Below are 19,241 nucleotides of genomic sequence, written 5' to 3' on the forward strand. Positions count from 1 at the left end.
GAGACGACATGAACACCACGACCCTCACGCTCAATGAAAGCTGGCTCTCGCGCCGCAACCTGTTCGACTGGGTGTTCGCGGCGCTGGTGGTCGCCGGCGGCCTCTTCGCCTTCGCGCGCTACGCGGGGTCGATGGATTCCTACGAGAAGCCGATCCTCGCCGCGGCGGTGATCGCGACCATCGCCATCGGCTGGTTCTGGCGGCCGCTGCGGGTGCTGGCGATCGTGGTGGCTGCGGCTTCGCTGCTGGCCATCGCCTCGTACCAGGGCGACCTGGCGCGTGCCGACACGGTGTTCTGGCTCAAGTACTTCCTGTCGAGCCAGTCGGCCATCCTGTGGATGAGCGTGCTGTTCTTCATGAGCACGCTGTTCTACTGGCTGGGCTTCTTCGGCGGAAAGCAGGCGGACACCTTCGACGCGATCGGCTCGCGCCTGGCGTGGGCGGCGGTGACGATGGCGCTGATCGGCACCATGGTTCGCTGGTACGAAAGCCACCAGCTCGGCCCGGACATCGGCCACATCCCCGTGAGCAACCTGTACGAGGTGTTCGTGCTGTTCTGCTGGCTGACGGCGGCCTTCTACCTGTACTTCGAGGAGCGCTACGGCACGCGTGCACTCGGTGCCTTCGTGATGCTGGTGGTCAGCGCGGCGGTGGGCTTCCTGCTCTGGTACACGATCGTGCGCGAGGCTCACGAGATCCAGCCGCTGGTGCCGGCCCTGCAGAGCTGGTGGATGAAGCTTCACGTGCCGGCCAACTTCATCGGCTACGGCACCTTCGCGCTCGCGGCCATGGTCGCCTTCGCCTACCTCATCAAGGAACAGGCGGACGAGAAGCGCTGGTACAAGCTCACGCCGATCTGGCTGCTGGGCGTGGCGCTGTGCTTCGTGCCGGTGGCGTTCCGCCAGCGCGTGCAGGAGGCCGGCGGCAGCTACTGGGTGATCTACGCGGGCATCTCGGCGCTGATCGCCGCGGGCATCCTGCTGGGTCGCAAGCGCATCGCCGCGCGCCTGCCGGCCAACGAGGTGCTCGACGACGTCATGTACAAGTCGATCACCGTCGGCTTCGCCTTCTTCACCATCGCCACCGTGCTGGGCGCCCTCTGGGCGGCCGATGCCTGGGGCGGCTACTGGAGCTGGGACCCGAAGGAGACCTGGGCGCTGATCGTCTGGCTCAACTACGCGGCCTGGCTGCACATGCGGCTGGTGAAGGGCCTGCGCGGCACCGTGGCGGCCTGGTGGGCGCTGGGCGGGCTGGCGGTGACGACCTTCGCCTTCCTGGGCGTGAACATGTTCCTGAGCGGCTTGCACAGCTACGGTACCCTGTGAGTGCAGGCCCGCGGGCTTTCGCGAAGAATTATTGAAACCGCGCGCTCCGGCGGCGCGTAACCAGATCAGGGTTTGCCACGAACTACCCTGAGAACAACGATTCCGCGAAAGGCCCGTCATGTCGTTCCCTTCCCATCCCAGCCGCCCCATCCGTCGTACCGCCAGCAACAGCGGCGACAACGGCTTCATCCATCCGCTGTCCAGCGAGATCACGCCCCGAGAGGTCTACGAGGGCCGCCGCGACATGCTCAAGCTCATGGCCGGGGGCGCCGCGGGAGCCGCGCTGGCGGCCTTCGCCTCGCGCGAAGCCCTGGCGCAGACCGAGCGCCCCAACAAGCTGGCGCCGCTGCCCGCCGCGAAGTCGGCGGTGCCCGGCGCCATGTCGATGGAAAAGGTCACCGACTACAAGGATGCCTCCACCTACAACAACTTCTACGAGTTCGGCACCGACAAGGCCGACCCGGCCAAGAACGCCGGTACGCTGAAGACGCGGCCATGGACCGTGGAGGTGGAAGGGCTGGTCAAGAAGCCGGGAAAGTACGGCATCGAGGACCTGCTCAAGCTCAGCGCGCAGGAGGAGCGCATCTACCGCCTGCGCTGCGTCGAGGGCTGGTCGATGGTGATCCCGTGGGTCGGCTACTCGCTGGCCGAACTCATCAAGAAGGTCGAGCCGCAGGGCAACGCCAGGTTCGTCGAGTTCGTGACGCTGGCCGACCCGAAGACCATGCCCTTCGTCGGCTCGCGCGTGCTCGACTGGCCCTACACCGAGGGCCTGCGCATGGACGAGGCGATGCACCCGCTCACGCTGCTGGCCTTCGGCATGTACGGCGAGGTGCTGCCCAACCAGAACGGCGCGCCGGTGCGGCTGGTGGTGCCGTGGAAGTACGGCTTCAAGTCGGCCAAGTCGATCGTGAAGATCCGCTTCGTCGAGAAGGAGCCCAGCACCGCCTGGAACAAGGCCGCGGCCAACGAATACGGTTTCTATTCGAACGTGAATCCCAACGTCGACCATCCGCGATGGAGCCAGGCCACCGAGCGCCGGATCGGCGACGGCGGCGGCCTCTTCGCAAAACGGCGCAAGACGGAGCTGTTCAACGGCTATGAAGCACAGGTCGGCCAGCTCTACGCGGGCATGGACCTGAAGAAGAACTACTGAGCCGGCCTCGGCACGTGGCGAGCGCCCCATGAACAAGCTGCTCATGCATCCCGCGACCAAGCCGGTCGTCTTCCTGCTGTGCCTGCTGCCGTTCGCGCGGCTGGGCTACGGCGCGTTCACGGACGGGCTGGGTGCCAACCCCGCGGAGTTCCTGATCCGCGCCACCGGCGACTGGACCCTGCGTTTCATCTGCATCGTGCTGGCGGTGACGCCGCTACGGGTGATGAGCAAGTGGAACGCGCTCGCGCGCTACCGCCGCATGCTGGGCCTGTTCGCGTACTTCTATGTGGTGCTGCACCTGCTGTGCTACAGCTGGTTCGACATGGGCTTCGAGTGGGGCGACATCGCCAAGGACATCGCCAAGCGGCCGTTCATCCTGGTGGGCTTCTCGGCCTTCGTGCTGCTGACGCCGCTGGCGGCCACGTCGTTCAACCGTGCGATCAAGGCGATGGGTGCGAAGCGGTGGCAGATGCTGCACAAGCTGGTCTACCTGATCGCAGGGCTCGGCCTGCTGCACTTCTTCTGGATGCGCGCGGGCAAGAACAACTTCGCGGAAGTGTTCGTCTACGCCGCGATCATCGCGGTGCTGCTCGCGTGGCGCGTGTGGAACTACTTCGCGAACAAGCGCGGGAAGGCGAAGCCGGCGTCGGCCGGCGCGGTGCGCACCGGCTGACGCCGAAGGGCAGTCAGCCGTCGATCTCGCTGCGCAGCTGGTCGTCCATCGTCTCGCGACGGCGGATCAGCTTTGCGCTCGCGCCGCTCACCAGCACCTCGGCGGCGCGGCCGCGCGTGTTGTAGTTGCTGGACATGCTCATGCAGTACGCGCCCGCCGACAGCACGGCCAGCAGGTCGCCCGACACCACGTTGAGCGCGCGGTCGCGGCCGATCCAGTCTCCGCTCTCGCAGACCGGGCCGACCACGTCGTAGGTCGTGGCATTGCCCGCGCGCACGCGCACCGGCTCGATGCGCTGGAAGGCCTGGTACATCGCGGGGCGGGGCAGGTCATTCATGGCCGCGTCGACGATGCAGAAGTTCTTGTCCTCGCCCGGCTTGGTGTAGAGCACTTCGGTCACGCACACGCCGGCGTTGCCGACCAGCGAGCGGCCTGGCTCGATGACCAGCTTGCGCTTGCCGAAGCCCCGCGCGTCGAGCTTGGCCAGCAGCTGCTGCCACAGCGCATCGGCCTTGGGTGGCACCTCGCCGTTGTAGTCGATGCCCAGGCCGCCACCGAAGTCCAGGTGATGGATCGGCACCCCGGCTGCCTCGATGGCTTCCACCAGGTCGAGCACGCGGTCGCAGGCGTCGAGGTAGGGCGAGGCTTCGGTGATCTGCGAGCCGATGTGGCAGTCGATGCCCACCACCTCCAGCCCCTGCAGCCGTGCGGCATGCTTGTAGGCCTCGACGGCGCGGTCGTGCGCGATGCCGAACTTGTTGCCCTTCAGGCCGGTGGAAATGTAGGGGTGCGTCTTCGGATCGACGTTCGGATTGATGCGGATGCTGATCGGCGCGCGCTTGCCTTCGGCCACCGCCACTTCGTGGAGCACGTCAAGCTCGGCTTCGCTCTCGACGTTGAAGCAGGCGATGCCGGCAGCGAGGGCCTGGCGCATCTCGGCGCGGGTCTTGCCGACGCCCGAGAAGATGATCTTCTTCGGATCGGCACCGACGGCCAGCACGCGCGAGAGCTCGCCGCCGGAGACGATGTCGAAGCCGCAGCCGGCTTCCGCGAACACGCGCAGAACGCCGAGCGAGGAGTTGGCCTTCATCGCGTAGCAGATGAGCGCATCACGACCCTCGAAGCCGCGCTGGTAAGCCGCCAGGGCGTCCAGCATCCACTGCCTGGAGTAGACGAAGAGAGGAGTGCCGTGTTCGCGGGCCAGCGCGTCGAGCGCCACGCCTTCGACGTGCAGCGTGCCGTCGCGCTCGGCGACGTGCGGCTGGCCGGGCAGGGAGATGGGGGTGCCGGAACTCACTTGCGCTGCTCCGTGCTGGTGGTGCTGGTGCTGGTGCTGGTGCTGCCGGCTGGCGCGCTGGCCGCGGCAGCCGGAGCGGGCGCCGCCTGGCTGGAGGACGAAGATGACGACGAAGACCGCAGGCTGTCCGGCGTCATGAGCTCCGGCAAGGTGGCGCGCCCGGCGGCTGCCGGATCGGTCGGCAGGTACAGCGCACCGCGCTGTCCGCAGGCAGCGACGAGCCCGGCGGTGCCCACGGCAAGGCAGACCATGAGCGCGGCGCGGACGCGGGTGCTCACTAGAATTTGGTGAACGTTCAACATGGCGAAATTGTAATGACCGACACCGAATACATGGATCGCGCCGAGGCTGCGCTTGCCGCCATCGAACTGGGCTGCGACCGCATCAACGAAGCGACCGACGCCGACATCGACAACCAGAGGGTGGGCGGGATGATCACGATTTCATTCCGCAACGGCAGCCAGCTGATCGTGAACCTGCAGAAGCCGTTGCAGGAAATCTGGCTTGCCGCGCGTTCCGGCGGCTACCACTACCGCCATGACGGCAAGGCCTGGGTGGACACCAAGACCGGCGAGGAATTCTTCGGCAACCTGTCGCGCGAGGCGACGCTGCAGGCCGGGCAGCCGCTGGACTTCACGGCTCCCTGAACTCCCTGCCTGCGACGCTCAGTTGCGGAACAGGTCGAGGATGCGGTTGCGCTCCTCGGGTTGCGCAGGAGCGCCGATCGGACCACCCGCCGGGGCTTCGACCGGCGCCGCCGGTGCGGACTCGACACCCAGGCTGGCAACGCCGCGTCCCGGCGCGTAGTCGTCGTAGTACCACTCGCCACCCACATTCACGATGCCCGCTGGCGGGTTGGCCGACAGTTCAGTCACCGGCACGCCCTTGATGGCGGTTTCCATGTAGGTGATCCAGATCGGAAGGCTCAGGCCGCCGCCGGTCTCGCGGTCGCCCAGGTTGCGCGGGGTGTCGTAACCGATCCACGAGATGGCCGTCATGGTGGGCTGGAAGCCGGCGAACCAGGCGTCGAGCGAGTCGTTGGTGGTGCCCGTCTTGCCGTAGAGGTCGGGGCGCTTGAGCATGGCCTGCGCCTTGGCCGCGGTGCCGCCGCGAGCGACGGAATTCAGCAGCGTGTCCATGATGAAGGCGTTGCGCTGCGGGATGACACGCAGCGATTCGTTCAGGAGCGGCGGCTGCTTGTCGACCAGCACCTTGTCCTTGTGGTCGGTGATGCGCGTGACGAGGTACGGATTGACGCGGTAGCCGCCGTTGGCGAAGACCGAATAGCCCACCGCCATCTGCATCGGCGTGACCGAGCCCGCGCCCAGCGCCATCGGCAGGTAGGCGGGGTGCTTTTCCTTGTCGAAGCCGAAGTTGGTGATCCACTCCTGCGCATAGCGCGTGCCGATGGACTGCAGGATGCGGATGGACACGAGGTTCTTCGACTTCATCAGCGCGGTGCGCATCGACATCGGGCCGTCGTAGCCGCCGCCGTAGTTCTTCGGCTCCCAGGGTTGGCCGCCGGTGGTGCCGGCGTCGAAGAAGAGCGGGCCGTCGTTGATGACCGTGGCGGGCGTGAAGCCCTTTTCGAGCGCCGCTGAATAGATGAAGGGCTTGAAGCTGGAGCCCGGCTGGCGCCAGGCCTGCGTCACATGGTTGAACTTGTTCTTGCCGAAGTCGAAGCCGCCGACCAGCGCCTTGATGGCGCCGTCGCGCGGGTCCATGGCGACGAATGCGCCCTCGACCTCGGGAAGCTGCGTGATTTCCCAGGTGTTCTTGGGCGTCTTCACCACGCGGATGACCGCGCCGCGACGGATCTTGATGTTCGGCGGGGCCTTGTCGGAGAGACCCGACTGGGCCGGCTTGAGCCCTTCGCCGGTGATCTGGACGGGATCGCCATTGCCGCGCACCGCGTCGATCTGCTTGGGCGTGGCCTTGAGCACGACCGCGGCCATCACGTCGCCGTTGTCGGGGTGGTCGTTGAGCGCGTCGTCGACTGCTTCGTCGAGGTCCTTGGGGTCGTTCGGCAGGTCGACGAACTTCTCGGGGCCGCGATAGATCTGGCGGCGCTCGTAGTCCATGATGCCCTTGCGCAGCGCCTTGTAGGCGGCCGCCTGGTCGGCCGCGACCAGCGAGGTGTAGACCTTGAGGCCGCGCGTGTAGGTGCTGTCGCCGTACTGGGCGTACATCAGCTGGCGAACCGTTTCAGCCACGTATTCGGCGTGCAGGCGGTTCGGGTCGGCGGCGTCGCGCAGGTGCAGCTCTTCCTTCTTGGCTTCCGCGGCCTGTTCGGCGGTGATGAAGCCGGCCTCCTGCATGCGGTCGATCACGTAGAACTGGCGGCCGCGCGCGCGCTGCGGGTTGTTGACCGGGTTGTTCGCGCCCGGTGCCTTGGGCAGGCCGGCCAGCATCGCGGCCTGGGCGATCGTGAGTTCCTGCAGGGGCTTGCCGAAATAGGCCTCGGAAGCGGCGGCGAAGCCATAGGCGCGGTTTCCGAGGTAGATCTGGTTCAGGTAGATCTCGAAGATCTGGTCCTTCGTGAGCAGGTGCTCCAGCTTGAAGGTCAGCAGCACCTCGTAGATCTTGCGGGTGAGCGTCTTCTCGGAGCTCAGGTAGACGTTGCGCGCCACCTGCATCGTGATGGTCGATGCGCCCTGGCTCTTCACGCGGTTCATGTTGGCCAGGCCGGCGCGGACCATGCCCTTGTAGTCGACGCCGCCGTGGTCGTAGAAGCGGGCGTCTTCGGCCGCCAGGACGGCGTCCTTCACGACCTTCGGGATGGCCGAGATGGGAGTGAGGTTGCGGCGCTCCTCGCCGAACTCGCCGATCAGGATGCCTTCGGCCGAGAAAACCCGCAGCGGCAGCTTGGGCCGGTAGTCGGAGAGCTCGCTGATGTCGGGCAGGTTCGGATACGCCACCGCGAGGGCCACTGCCACCACGCACAGCACGGCCAGCGCGCCGGCCAGGGCGATGCCGAAGCTCCAGAAGAAAAGGCGCAACAGCCATTTCAGCCAGGTCGGGCGAGTGGAGGGGGAGTTCTTGGCTGGCCCTTTGGGGCTGGAAGTTTCTTGCATGAGGGGCCGCACAGAGTCACCCGACATTATAAAAAGCCGCCCCTTCCGAACGATCCGATCTTTGCAGGGCTTGCATTGCCCTAATTCAAAAGTTACAAAATGCGGTTTTGCCGTCAGGTTTTGACAACGCTTGAGGAATTTGCCCTGCGGCGTCGCTTGGTTGCCGCTAAGCCTGCTGCTAGCATGCAACCGAATTCAATTTTTTCTATTGGTTACAAATATAGGGGAAGAGGAACCTGCCTTGGCTGCTCTTGGATCATTGTTTCGTCGTCAGAACGCTCCCCTGCTGGGGCTGGACGTAAGTTCGTCCAGCGTCAAGCTGGTCGAGCTCGGCCGTGAGGCCAGCGGCAAGCTGGTCCTGGAGCGCTGCGCCATCGAGCCCCTGGAACGCGGCTGGATCACCGACGGCAACGTCGAGAAGTTCGACGAGGTGGCGGAAGCCGTCCGTCGCGTCATCCGCAAGAGCGGCACGCGCACCCGCAACGTGGCATTGGCACTGCCTCCGTCGGCCGTGATCACCAAGAAGATCATTCTTCCGGGCGGCATGAGCGAGCAGGAGCTCGAGATCCAGGTCGAGTCGGAAGCCAACCAGTACATCCCGTTCTCGCTCGACGAGGTGAGCCTCGACTTCTGCGTGACCGGTCCGAGCACCACCTCTGCCGGCGACGTGGAAGTGCTGATCGCCGCGTCGCGCAAGGAAAAGGTCCAGGACCGCGAGGGCCTGGCGGAAGCCGCCGGCCTGAAGGCGATGATCCTCGACGTCGAGTCCTACGCATCGCGCCTGGCTACCGCCCGCCTGATCGAACAGTTGCCCGGCAAGGGCGTCGATTCGATCGTCGCTCTCTTCGAAGTGGGCGCCTTCACCACCAGCATGCAGGTGCTGCGCAACCAGGAAGTGCTGTACGACCGCGACCAGGCGTTCGGCGGTGCCCAGCTCACCCAGCTGATCGTGCGCCAGTACGGGTTTTCGGCCGAGGAGGCCGAGGCGAAGAAGCGCAGCGGCGACCTGCCCGACGACTACGGCTCTGGCGTGCTCAAGCCCTTCGTGGAAAGCATCGCGCAGGAAATCGCCCGCGCGCTCCAGTTCTTCTTCACCAGCACGCCGCACAACCGTGTCGACTATGTGCTGCTGGCAGGCGGATCGGCCTCGCTGCCCGGCCTGACCAACGCGGTGACGCGGCAGACCTCGTTCGCCTGCTCCTTGCTGAATCCCTTCGAAGGCATGGAAATCAGCTCGAACGTCCGCGAGAAGAAGGTCCGCCGCGAGGCTCCGTCCTATCTGACCTCTTGCGGCCTGGCCATGCGGAGGTTCCTGCAGTGATCCTCATCAATCTGCTCCCGCACCGCGAAGCTGCGCGCAAGCGCAGGCGCGAGGCGTTCTACGGCACCCTGGGTGCCGCGGCGATCCTGGGCGTCCTGATCGCCGGCCTTGGTTATCTCTGGTTCGAGGCGCAGATCTCGGCGCAGCGTTCCACGAACGGCTTTCTGCAGGCCGAGATCAAGAAGCTCGAAGTCGAGATCAAGGAAATCTCGACGCTGCAGGAAGAAATCGCCGCGCTGCGCGCCCGCCAGCAGGCGGTCGAAGACCTGCAGGGCGACCGCAACCTGCCCGTGCACCTGCTCAATGAACTGGTCCGGCAACTGCCCGATGGCGTGTACCTGACCAACATGAAGCAGGACAACCAGACTGTCACCCTGCAAGGCATGGCGCAGTCGAACGAGCGGGTTTCGGAGTTGCTGCGCAACCTCGGCAACAACAGTCCCTGGCTGGTGAAGCCCGAGCTGGTCGAAATCACGTCGGCGAACGTGAACCTGAACCCGCGCGATCAGCGTCGCGTGGCGAACTTCACGATGCGCATTGGCCTGAAACGCCCCACCGATGCTCAGAAGGCTGCCGCCGAAAAGGCCCTGGCCGCAACGGCGCAGTCCAAGGGGTAACCGATCATGGCTAGCAATCGCCCCTCCCAGAAAATCGACGTCGCCGCTGCGTTCCAGCGCTTCGGCGACCAATTCCGCGGACTCAATCCGAACGATCCCTCGGCATGGCCGGCGGTGCCCCGCTATGCGCTCTGCCTGGTGGTCACGGCACTTGTGCTGGTCGCCCTCTGGTTCGTCTGGCTGACCAATTCGAACGACGAGCTCGAAAGCGAGCGCGCCAAGGAAGTCACGCTCAAGGCCGACTACCAGAAGAAGGTGGCTCAGGCCGCCAACCTCGAGTTGCTCAAGAAGCAGCGCGAGCAGGTGCAGCAGTACGTGACCCTGCTCGAGAAGCAGCTGCCCAGCAAGGCCGAAATGGACGCCCTGCTGTCGGACATCAACCAGGCAGGCCTTGGCCGCAGCCTTCAGTTCGAGCTGTTCCGTCCGGGGCAGGTGTCGGTCAAGGACTACTACGCCGAGCTCCCGATCGCCGTCCGGGTGACCGGCCGGTACCACGACATGGGTGCTTTCGCTGCCGACGTGGCGGGCCTGTCGCGGATCGTGACGCTGAACAACATTTCCGTCACCCCGCAGAAGGACAAGGACGTGCTGACGATGGACGCCACCGCGCGCACCTATCGTTACCTCGATGACGAAGAACGGGCCGCGCAGAAGCGCGCCTCCGCACCGAAGGCGAAGAAATGAAGATCGCCGCCAAAGTACTGTGGCTGACGCTGGCGGCGTCGGCACTGAGCGCCTGCGATTCGGGCCAGGAAGACATGCAGCGCTGGATGGCCGAGCAGCGTGCCCAGGTGAAGCCCTCGGTGCCGCCGATTTCCGAGCCCAAGAAGTTCACCCCGCAGGCCTATACCGAGGCCTCGGCATTCGAGCCTTTCAACATCCTGAAGCTGACGCAGGCGCTGCGCCGCGAATCGAATCAGCCGAGCACCTCGGAGCTGATCGCGCCCGAGCTCGCGCGCCGCAAGGAAGCGCTCGAAGCCTTCCCGCTCGACTCGATGGCCATGGTCGGCAGCATGAACCGCAACGGCCAGCCGGTGGCGCTGCTGCGCGTCGACAAGCTGCTCTACAAGGTGCGCGTCGGCGAATACCTGGGACTCAACTACGGGCGCATCACCCGTATCAACGAAACCGAAATCGCCTTGCGTGAAATCGTGCAAGACGCCGCCGGTGAATGGATCGAACGCGTCGCGACGCTGCAGCTGCAAGAGAGTGCGAAATGAACCAAAAGAAATCAAAAATGGCACAGTGGCTGCGCGCTGCCGGCCTGGGTCTGCTGGCCTTCGGCGCATTGGCCGTGGCTCATGCGCAAAACGCCATCGAGGCGGTGACGAGCTCGACGCAGTCGGGCTCCGAAGTGATCCGCATCGATCTGGCACAGCCGCTCACCGCGGTTCCTGCCGGATTCGCCGTGCAGACGCCTGCGCGTATCGCGCTCGACTTTCCCGGTGTCACGAATGCCATCGGCCGCTCCGCCATCGAGGTGAACCAGGGCAACCTGCGCTCGGTGAACGTGGTGCAGGCCGGTGAACGCAGCCGCGTGGTGCTGAACCTGAAGCAGGCGACCGCATACAAGGCCGAGATCCAGGGCAAGTCGCTGCTGGTGACGCTCGAGCCGGTGGCTGGCCCGGCGCTTGTCGCGTCGGCTTCCACGACCTTCGCGGAAAACCGCAATCGCGACACGCTGCCCCTGCGGGATGTCGATTTCCGTCTCGGTTCCGACAGCACCGGCCGGGTCATCGTCGATCTGCCGAACAACCAGGTGGGCGTGGACGTCAAGCAGCAGGGCAAGAGCCTTGTCGTGGAGTTCACCAAGTCGACGCTGCCCGAAGGGCTGCGCCGCCGCCTCGACGTGGCCGACTTCGGCACCCCGGTCCAGCTCATCACTTCGCAGCAAGCCGGCGACCGCGTCCGCATGACGATCGATGCCAAGGGCGACTGGGAGCACAGTGCCTATCAGAGCGAGAACCAGTTCGTGGTCGAGGTCCGTGCCCGCAAGGTCGATCCGACCAAGCTGACGCAGGGCGTGGGCTACAACGGCGAGAAGCTGTCGCTGAACTTCCAGAACATCGAGATCCGTTCGCTGCTGCAGGTGATCGCCGATTTCACGAACTTCAACATCGTGACCTCGGATTCGGTGACCGGCGCGCTGACGCTGCGGCTGAAGGACGTGCCGTGGGACCAGGCGCTCGACATCATCATGCAGGCGAAGAACCTGGGCATGCGCAAGAACGGCAGCGTGCTGTGGATCGCGCCGAAGGATGAGATCAACGCCAAGGAAAAGCTCGAGTTCGAGGCCAAGGCTGCGATCGAGAATCTGGAGCCGCTGCGGACCCAGTCGTTCCAGCTCAACTACACCAAGGCGATTGCCATTGCCCAGGGCTTGACTGGCACGGGCGCTTCTTCTGGCGGTGGCGGCGGCAGCGGTACGACCACCCGGATCCTGAGCCCGCGCGGCAGCGTCATCGCCGAATCGCGTACCAACCAGCTCTTCGTTTCGGACATCCCCTCGCGCCTGGCCCAGGTGACCGAGCTGATCCAGAAGCTGGACGTCCCCGTTCGCCAAGTGCTGATCGAAGCCCGTATCGTCGAGGCGTCGGACACCTTCGGCAAGTCCCTTGGTGTACGACTTGGGGGCGGTATTGCTGGCGAGCGCTTCGCATCGTCCGCCGGCAACCGGGCGTTCGCCAATGTGGGTGCGATGCCCACCATCACGGCGGGCACCAACGGCGGTGCCAGCACGGCCACCACCACCTGGACGAACTCCAACTTCATCAACCTTCCCGCAGGCGATGCCGGCGGCACCGGCAACGCGGCAGGCACCTTCGCGATCTCGCTGTTCAACTCGAGCTTCTCGCGGATGCTGAACCTCGAGATCTCGGCGCTCGAAGCCGACGGCAAGGGCAAGCTGGTGTCCAGCCCCCGCGTGATCACGGCCGACCAGACCAAGGCACTGATCGAGCAGGGCGAGGAAATCCCGTACCAGCAGGCCACTTCCAGCGGCGCCACCTCGATCTCGTTCCGCAAGGCGGTGCTGAAGCTCGAAGTCACGCCTCAGATCACGCCGGAAGGCAACATCATCCTGACGCTGGACGTGAGCAAGGACGCCCGCGGCGTGAATACTTCGGCGGGTCCGGCGATCAACACCAAGCATGTGCAGACCGAGGTGCTGGTCGAGAACGGCGGCACGGTTGTCATCGGTGGTATCTTCGAGCTCACCGAAACCAATGACGAATCGCGCGTGCCGGTGCTGGGTGAAGTGCCCTATGTGGGTGCACTGTTCCGCAAGCGCGAACGCGTTGCCAACAAGACTGAAATGCTCGTCTTTATCACCCCGAAGATGATTACCGACCGCAACGCCGCGCGCTGACGCGCGGGCGTAGCAGCCACCGCGTGGCGGTCGCACTCGTCGGCTTGCCCGGCGCCGGAAAATCCGCAGTGGGCCGGCGCCTGGGGATGCGGCTGGACCTTCCCTTCGTAGATACGGACCACGTGATCGAGCAGCGCATCGGCTGCTCGATCCGTGATTACTTCGAGCGAGAGGGCGAAATCGCCTTCCGCGACCTCGAGCAGACGGTGATCGCCGACCTGGCCGCCAATCCCCAGGGCATTCTGGCCACCGGCGGCGGTGCGGTGCTCCGGGAGGCGAACCGCAAGCAACTGCGCGATCACTTCCATGTGATCTACCTGCGCTCCTCCCCCGAAGACTTGTTCCGGCGCCTGCGCCACGACGTCAAGCGGCCCCTGCTGCAGGTGGCCGATCCACTGGGGCGGCTGCGGGAGCTGCACGATGCGCGCGACCCGTTCTACCGGGAAACCGCCCACGACGTGGTCGACACCGGCCGCCCGACCATCGCGATGCTGGTGAACATCATCGTGATGCAGCTCGAACTGGCCGGCATCGTCGAGCCGGGCGCCCACCCCGAAGAGCCCCCCGCCTGAGCCTGCCCGAGCCGCAGCGCCTAAACTCGCTGCCCATGTCCCTGTCCGAACTCCCCGCCCCGCCAGAACGCGTCGACATCCAGCTCGGCGACCGCAACTATCCGATCCTGATCGGCGCCGGCCTGCTGGACGACCCGCGGAGCTTCGATGCCACGCCCGCCTCGGCCGCGGCCCTGATCGTCAGCAACACCACGGTGGCGCCGCTCTATGCCAGGGCGCTGCAATCCGCCCTGGCGGGCCGGTTCCGGGCGGTTCACCTGCTCGAGTTGCCCGACGGCGAGGCATACAAGAATCTGCAGACGCTGAACCTGATCTTCGACGAGCTCCTCGGCCGCGGCAGCGACCGCAAGACCGTGCTGTTCGCCCTGGGCGGCGGCGTGGTGGGCGACATGACGGGCTTCGCGGCCGCCAGCTACATGCGCGGCGTGCCTTTCGTGCAGGTGCCGACCACGCTGCTGGCGCAGGTCGACTCCTCCGTGGGCGGCAAGACCGCCATCAACCATCCGCTCGGCAAGAACATGATCGGCGCGTTCTACCAGCCGCAGCTTGTGGTCTGCGACCTGGCGACGCTCCAGACTTTGCCCCCGCGCGAACTCAGCGCCGGCCTGGCCGAAGTCATCAAGTACGGGCCGATCCACGACATGGCCTTCCTCGACTGGATCGAGGCGAACATCGACGCCCTCGTCGCGCGGGAGCCGGCGGCGCTGGCCCATGCCGTCAAGCGCAGCTGCGAGATCAAGGCGCTGGTGGTCGGCCAGGACGAGCGCGAGACCGGGCTGCGGGCGATCCTCAACTTCGGCCACACCTTCGGCCACGCGATCGAATCGGGCCTCGGCTATGGCGAATGGCTGCACGGCGAGGCGGTGGGCTGCGGCATGGTGATGGCGGCACGGCTGTCGCAGCGGCTCGGCGGTGTCGATGCCGCCTTCGTCGAGCGGCTCACCCGGCTGATCGAGCGGGCCGGCCTGCCGACCGTCGGGCCCGCGCTGGGCGCCGACCGCTACCTGGAGCTGATGCGCGTCGACAAGAAGTCGGAGGCCGGCGAGATCCGCTTCGTGGTGATCGACCGCCCCGGCTCCGCGGTGGTCCGCAGCGCGCCCTACGCGCTCGTGCGCGAAGTGCTCGCCCAGAGCTGCGCGCCGCGATGAGCCTCGCGGCCTACGCCTGCCTGCCCGCGCGCTCGCGCGGCCGTCGGCATGCGGAGCCGCCCGCGCCCACGCGCGATGCCTTCCAGCGCGACCGCGACCGGATCGTGCATTCCACCGCCTTCCGCCGGCTGGTCTACAAGACGCAGGTGTTCCTGAACCACGAGGGCGACCTGTTTCGCACCCGGCTCACGCATTCGCTCGAAGTGGCCCAGCTGGGGCGGTCGATCGCGCGGGCGCTGCGCATCAACGAGGACCTGGTCGAGGCGATCGCCCTGGCGCACGACCTGGGCCACACGCCCTTCGGCCACGCCGGGCAGGACGCGCTCAACGACTGCATGGCCGGGCACGGGGGGTTCGAGCACAACCTGCAGAGCCTGCGCGTGGTCGATGCGCTGGAGCATCGCTATCCGCAATATGACGGCCTGAACCTGAGCTTCGAGACCCGCGAGGGCATCCTCAAGCACTGCTCGCGCGCGAACGCCGAGCGACTGGAGGCGGCGGAGCCCAATGGCGTCGCCCGGCGTTTCCTCGACCGCACCCAGCCGGGGCTGGAAGCCCAGCTGTGCAACCTGGCCGATGCCATCGCCTACAACGCCCACGACATCGACGACGGCGTCCGTTCGGGGCTCATCACCGTCGAGCAGCTGTCCGACGTGGAACTGTTCGAGCGCCATCGCCGCGAGGCACTGGCCGAGCATCCGCAGCTGCGGGGCCGTCGCGTGCTCTACGAAACCATCCGCCGCATGCTGAGCGCGCAGGTCTACGACGTGATCGACGCGACCCGCGCTGCGCTCGAAGCGCTCGCGCCGGGCGATTCCGACGCTGTGCGCAAGGCCCCGCCGGTCGTTTCGTTCAGCGAGATGATGCAGGCCCAGTCGGAAGACCTGAAGCGCTTTCTCTTCCGCAACCTCTACCGCCATCCCCAGGTCACCCAGACCACCGATCAGGCGCGGCAGGTGATGCGGGAACTGTTCGAGGCGTATCTGGAGCGCGGCTCCGAGATGCCGGCGTCCTATGCCGAGCGGCAGGACAGGCATCGCGCCGTGGCCGACTACATCGCCGGCATGACCGACCGCTTCGCCGTGCGCGAGCATGAGCGGCTGACCGGCCGTCGGGGCATCGCATGAGCGGCCAGGCCGGGCGCCCCCGCATTCCCGCTGCCGCGCTGGCCGTCCTGCTGGGCGGTGTCAGCGCAGCCTTGCACCTCGGCAAGCTGCCGCCCGCGGTGCCGGCGCTACAGGCGTCGCTGGGCATCGATCTGGTCGAGGCGGGATTCCTGCTCTCGCTGGTGCAGGTCGCGAGCATGACGCTGGGGCTGCTGGTCGGCCTCGCGGCGGACACCATCGGCCTGCGACGCAGCATGCTGGCTGGGCTGATCGTGCTGACGGTCGCCAGCCTGCTCGGCGGTGCGGCCGGCACCGGACTGGGCGGCGGCGGTGCGCATGCCGTGCAATGGCTGCTGGTGCTTCGCGCCGTGGAGGGCGTCGGCTTCCTGCTGGCGGTGATGCCGGGGCCGGGGCTGATCCGTGCGCTGACGCCGCCGGGCGCCGACAAGGCGGCGCTGGGCCTGTGGGGCGCCTACATGCCGCTGGGCGTGGCGCTCGCGCTGTTGCTCGGTCCGGCCCTGATCGCCTGGGGCGGCTGGGTGGACTGGTGGTGGGCGCTGTCGGCCGTGTCGGCCGGAGCGGCGCTCTGGCTCTGGATCGTGGTGCCCGCCGACCGGCTCCGGCCGGCCGCGGCAGGCCCGGCTTCGGGCGGATGGATGTCGCGGTTGCGCGCCACCGTCGGTGCGCGCGCACCCTGGCTGGTCGCGCTGACCTTTGCCGTGTATTCGTCGCAATGGATGGCGGTGATCGGCTTCCTGCCTGCCATCTACGCGGGCGCCGGCGTGCCGGCCGCGTGGAATGCGGTGCTCACCGCGCTCGCGGCGGCGATGAACATCGTCGGCAACGTCGCCGGCGGGCGCTGGCTGCAGCGCGGCGTGGCGCCCGAGAGGCTGCTGCAGCTCGGCTTCCTGACGATGGCGCTGGGCGGCGTGGCCGCCTTCGCGCAGATGGGGCAGGGCGCCGACGCGTTGGGCCTTCCGCCTGTGCTGCGCTATATCGCCGTGTGCGCCTTCTCGCTGGGCGGCGGCATGGTGCCGGCCACGCTGTTCCTGCTGGGCGTGCGGCTCGCGCCCGGGCCGTCCACCGTGTCGACGACCGTCGGGCTGATGCAGCAGGCTTCCTCGCTGGGCCAGTTCCTGGCGCCGCCAGCGGTGGCCTGGCTGGCGCATCGCGTCGGCGGCTGGCACTGGACCTGGACGGCCACGCTGGCCTGCTCGCTGGTCGGCATGGCGATCGCACGGCGACTGGGGCGCATTCGCCCCGCCGCGGAGATGGCATGACGCTCCCGGCGACAATCGCAGCCCCCCAGGCCGAAGCCGATACGCGGCGCTGGCTGGAGCGCGCTGTGATCGGCCTCAACCTGTGCCCCTTCGCGAAGGCCGTGCACGTGAAAGGGCAGATCCACTACGCGGTGTACGAGCCCGTCGAGGACGCCGACCTGATGGATGCACTGCTGGCCCAGGCCCGGGAACTCTTGGCGCTCGACGCCGCCGTGCGCGACACAACCCTTCTGATTGCACCGAACGCCTTGCCCGACTTCCTGGATTTCAACGACTTCACGGCGCGCGCCGAACGCCGGTTCGCCCGTGAGGGATTCGACGGCGTGCTGCAGCTGGCGAGCTTTCATCCGCAGTTCCAGTTCGCCGGCACCGAGGCCGACGACATCGGCAACGCGACCAATCGCGCGCCGTATCCCACGCTGCATCTTCTGCGCGAGGACAGCGTGAGCCGCGCGGTGGAAGCCTTTCCGGAAGCCGAGGCGATCTTCGAGCGCAACATCGACACGCTCGAGGCACTGGGCGCGCAGGGCTGGGCCGAGCTGGACGTCGGGCCGGGGAGTGCCAAGCCATGAACACGAAGACCGCACCCAAGACGAACAAGGCCGCCAAGGCCGATGCCGAGCTGGCCGAGGTTCTGCGCCCCGGCCAGTCGGTCGAGCTGCTCAAGGAGCTTCACATCCTGACCCGCGAGGGCCGGCTCAACCAGGACTCGCGGCGCAAGCTCAAGCAGGTCTACCACCTGTTCCAGTTCATCGAGCAGCTGCTGCGCGAGCTGCCGGAAGAGGGTGCAGGCGCCACGCTGGCCGACCACGGGGCGGGCAAATCGTACCTGGGCTTCATCATCTACGACCTGTTCTTCCGGGCGCGATCAGGCGGGGGGCATGTCTACGGCATCGAGACGCGCGGCGAGCTGGTCGAGCGCTCGCGCGAGCTGGCCAAGCGCCTGGGCTTCGGGCGCATGTCGTTCCTGAACCTCACGGTGGCCGAGTCCGCGCAGTCGGGCGAGCTGCCGGCGCAGATCGACGTGGTCACGGCGCTGCATGCCTGCGACACCGCCACCGACGACGCCATCGCCTTCGGCCTGGCCAAGAAGGCGCGCTGCATGGTGCTGGTGCCCTGCTGCCAGGCCGAGGTGGCCGCCTGCCTGCGCGAGACCAAGGCGCTGGCGCTCTCGCGCACGCCGCTGGCCGAGCTGTGGCGCCATCCGCTGCACACGCGCGAGATCGGCAGCCAGCTCACCAACGTGCTGCGCTGCCTGTACCTGGAAGCCAACGGCTACAGCGTTACCGTGACCGAACTGGTCGGCTGGGAGCACAGCATGAAGAACGAGCTGATCCTGGCGCGGTACACCGGGCAGCGAAAGGCGAGCGCGGCCGCGCGGCTACGCGAGCTGCTGGCGCAGTTCGGGCTCGACAGGCTGGGCGACACGCGCTTCAGCCTCGCCTGAACGCCGGCTCGCAGGCCGCCTGGCTCCATGGCCCGTCTTCCCCGTCTCACGCTGGCCGACGTGCCGCACCACGTGATCCAGCGCGGCAACAACCGCCAGCCGATCTTCATTGACCGCGCAGACCACGAGAAGCTGCTTGCCCTGCTGGCCGAAAGCGCCACGCGCTTCGGCATCGCGATGCACGCCTACGTGCTGATGGACAACCACTTCCACCTGCTGGCCACGCCCGCGAGCGCCACCGGGCTGCCGCAGTTCATGCAGTCGGTCGGCCGCGCCTATGTGCGCTACTTCAACGACCGCCACGGCCGCAGCGGCACACTCTGGGAAGGGCGCTACAGGTCGACGCTGATCCAGACCGAGCGCTACCTGCTGACCTGCATGGCCTACATCGACCTCAACCCGGTGCGGGCGGGCATGGTGACCGACGCGCGCGACTTTCCGTGGTCCAGTCACGCTCACTACGCCGGCCTGCGGCACGACAAGCTGCTGACGCCGCATCCGCTGTACTGGCAGCTTGGCAACACACCGTTCGCGCGGGAGGCCGCGTATGTCGAGTTGGTGCGTGCCGGCGTGCGCGCGGCCGACCAGAGCGCGCTGACCGAAGCCACCCTGCGGGGCTGGGCGGCCGGCGACGAGGATTTTCTCGACAGCCTGCGCAAGTCCACCGATCGCCGCGTGGTCAAGGCCAAGGCCGGGCGACCGCCTTCGACGCCTCGATCCTGACCTGAAAAGCCTGCTCGATCCATTGCATGGGTTGGCTTTTTTGCTCCTGTTTTGGATATGTCCCTAATTTAATTCCTATCGAAAAACTCAACATTTAAATGGAATCTGACCCCTATTAAAGTGTTTGGCATTCTT

The 19,241-nt window shown here is 66.8% G+C and carries 19 protein-coding genes; 16 read left to right on the top strand and 3 right to left on the bottom strand.

Annotation, left to right across the window (positions count from 1 at the left end):
* The first annotated feature begins 8 nt into the window (after nucleotides 1–8).
* The 3 genes from ccsB to ABL843_RS06215 all read left to right on the top strand — a co-directional run bounded on the left by ccsB (nucleotide 9) and on the right by ABL843_RS06215 (nucleotide 3,154).
* Nucleotides 9–1,325 (top strand): c-type cytochrome biogenesis protein CcsB, encoded by a 1,317-nt coding sequence (gene ccsB / locus ABL843_RS06205; protein ID WP_418119317.1) that lies wholly within the window; start codon nucleotides 9–11, stop codon nucleotides 1,323–1,325.
* A 118-nt stretch (nucleotides 1,326–1,443) separates the two neighbouring features.
* Entirely contained in the window at nucleotides 1,444–2,481 is a 1,038-nt protein-coding gene (gene msrP, locus ABL843_RS06210) for a protein-methionine-sulfoxide reductase catalytic subunit MsrP (RefSeq protein WP_418119318.1), read from the top strand.
* 28 nt (nucleotides 2,482–2,509) lie between these two features.
* Entirely contained in the window at nucleotides 2,510–3,154 is a 645-nt protein-coding gene (locus ABL843_RS06215; protein ID WP_418119319.1) for a sulfite oxidase heme-binding subunit YedZ, read from the top strand.
* Between the two features lie 13 nt (nucleotides 3,155–3,167).
* Here ABL843_RS06215 and lysA read toward each other — a convergent pair whose 3' ends face one another.
* A complete protein-coding gene (gene lysA, locus ABL843_RS06220; RefSeq protein ID WP_418119320.1) occupies nucleotides 3,168–4,451 on the bottom strand; it encodes a diaminopimelate decarboxylase in 1,284 nt (427 codons plus the stop codon).
* On the bottom strand, nucleotides 4,448–4,729 hold the full coding sequence (lptM, locus tag ABL843_RS06225; protein WP_418119321.1) for an LPS translocon maturation chaperone LptM: 282 nt from the start codon (nucleotides 4,727–4,729) through the stop codon (nucleotides 4,448–4,450). The genes lysA and lptM overlap by 4 nt, the downstream gene beginning before the upstream one ends.
* 36 nt (nucleotides 4,730–4,765) lie before the next feature.
* Here lptM and cyaY point away from each other — a divergent pair, with 36 nt between their 5' ends.
* Nucleotides 4,766–5,098 (top strand): iron donor protein CyaY, encoded by a 333-nt coding sequence (gene cyaY / locus ABL843_RS06230; protein ID WP_126022980.1) that lies wholly within the window; start codon nucleotides 4,766–4,768, stop codon nucleotides 5,096–5,098.
* Nucleotides 5,099–5,116: 18 nt separating this feature from the next.
* Here cyaY and ABL843_RS06235 read toward each other — a convergent pair whose 3' ends face one another.
* Nucleotides 5,117–7,525, bottom strand: a complete 2,409-nt coding sequence (locus ABL843_RS06235) for a penicillin-binding protein 1A (RefSeq protein WP_126022981.1) — start codon at nucleotides 7,523–7,525, stop codon at nucleotides 5,117–5,119.
* Nucleotides 7,526–7,766: 241 nt separating this feature from the next.
* Here ABL843_RS06235 and ABL843_RS06240 point away from each other — a divergent pair, with 241 nt between their 5' ends.
* From ABL843_RS06240 to ABL843_RS06295, 12 genes are read left to right on the top strand one after another with little or no spacing between them, the layout of a single operon-like run.
* On the top strand, nucleotides 7,767–8,846 hold the full coding sequence (locus ABL843_RS06240) for a pilus assembly protein PilM (protein ID WP_093196407.1): 1,080 nt from the start codon (nucleotides 7,767–7,769) through the stop codon (nucleotides 8,844–8,846).
* Nucleotides 8,843–9,463 carry a PilN domain-containing protein gene (locus ABL843_RS06245; protein ID WP_126022982.1) on the top strand — a complete coding sequence of 207 codons (621 nt, stop codon included), beginning with the start codon at nucleotides 8,843–8,845 and terminating at the stop codon, nucleotides 9,461–9,463. The genes ABL843_RS06240 and ABL843_RS06245 overlap by 4 nt, the downstream gene beginning before the upstream one ends.
* Before the next feature lie 6 nt (nucleotides 9,464–9,469).
* On the top strand, nucleotides 9,470–10,147 hold the full coding sequence (locus ABL843_RS06250; RefSeq protein ID WP_184635075.1) for a type 4a pilus biogenesis protein PilO: 678 nt from the start codon (nucleotides 9,470–9,472) through the stop codon (nucleotides 10,145–10,147).
* Nucleotides 10,144–10,683, top strand: a complete 540-nt coding sequence (locus ABL843_RS06255; RefSeq protein ID WP_126022984.1) for a pilus assembly protein PilP — start codon at nucleotides 10,144–10,146, stop codon at nucleotides 10,681–10,683. Before ABL843_RS06250 ends, ABL843_RS06255 begins: the two co-directional genes overlap by 4 nt.
* Nucleotides 10,680–12,830, top strand: a complete 2,151-nt coding sequence (pilQ, locus tag ABL843_RS06260) for a type IV pilus secretin PilQ (RefSeq protein ID WP_126022985.1) — start codon at nucleotides 10,680–10,682, stop codon at nucleotides 12,828–12,830. The genes ABL843_RS06255 and pilQ overlap by 4 nt, the downstream gene beginning before the upstream one ends.
* A gap of 23 nt (nucleotides 12,831–12,853) precedes the next feature.
* Nucleotides 12,854–13,402 carry a shikimate kinase gene (locus ABL843_RS06265; RefSeq protein WP_369659452.1) on the top strand — a complete coding sequence of 183 codons (549 nt, stop codon included), beginning with the start codon at nucleotides 12,854–12,856 and terminating at the stop codon, nucleotides 13,400–13,402.
* A 35-nt stretch (nucleotides 13,403–13,437) separates the two neighbouring features.
* Nucleotides 13,438–14,550, top strand: a complete 1,113-nt coding sequence (aroB, locus tag ABL843_RS06270; protein WP_418119322.1) for a 3-dehydroquinate synthase — start codon at nucleotides 13,438–13,440, stop codon at nucleotides 14,548–14,550.
* Nucleotides 14,547–15,677: a deoxyguanosinetriphosphate triphosphohydrolase gene (locus tag ABL843_RS06275; protein ID WP_418119323.1), complete on the top strand. Its 1,131-nt coding sequence runs from the start codon at nucleotides 14,547–14,549 to the stop codon at nucleotides 15,675–15,677. The genes aroB and ABL843_RS06275 overlap by 4 nt, the downstream gene beginning before the upstream one ends.
* The gene (locus tag ABL843_RS06280; protein WP_418119324.1) at nucleotides 15,674–16,936 is read left to right on the top strand and encodes a CynX/NimT family MFS transporter; all 1,263 of its coding nucleotides are present in this window, start codon (nucleotides 15,674–15,676) and stop codon (nucleotides 16,934–16,936) included. The genes ABL843_RS06275 and ABL843_RS06280 overlap by 4 nt, the downstream gene beginning before the upstream one ends.
* On the top strand, nucleotides 16,933–17,508 hold the full coding sequence (locus ABL843_RS06285) for a DUF1415 domain-containing protein (protein WP_418119325.1): 576 nt from the start codon (nucleotides 16,933–16,935) through the stop codon (nucleotides 17,506–17,508). Before ABL843_RS06280 ends, ABL843_RS06285 begins: the two co-directional genes overlap by 4 nt.
* Nucleotides 17,505–18,383, top strand: a complete 879-nt coding sequence (locus ABL843_RS06290; protein WP_418119326.1) for a class I SAM-dependent methyltransferase — start codon at nucleotides 17,505–17,507, stop codon at nucleotides 18,381–18,383. Before ABL843_RS06285 ends, ABL843_RS06290 begins: the two co-directional genes overlap by 4 nt.
* 27 nt (nucleotides 18,384–18,410) lie before the next feature.
* Entirely contained in the window at nucleotides 18,411–19,106 is a 696-nt protein-coding gene (locus ABL843_RS06295) for a transposase (protein ID WP_418119327.1), read from the top strand.
* Nucleotides 19,107–19,241 lie beyond the last annotated feature (135 nt).

It is taken from the genome of Variovorax sp. 350MFTsu5.1 (assembly GCF_048302515.1).
Classification (GTDB): domain Bacteria; phylum Pseudomonadota; class Gammaproteobacteria; order Burkholderiales; family Burkholderiaceae_C; genus Variovorax; species Variovorax guangxiensis.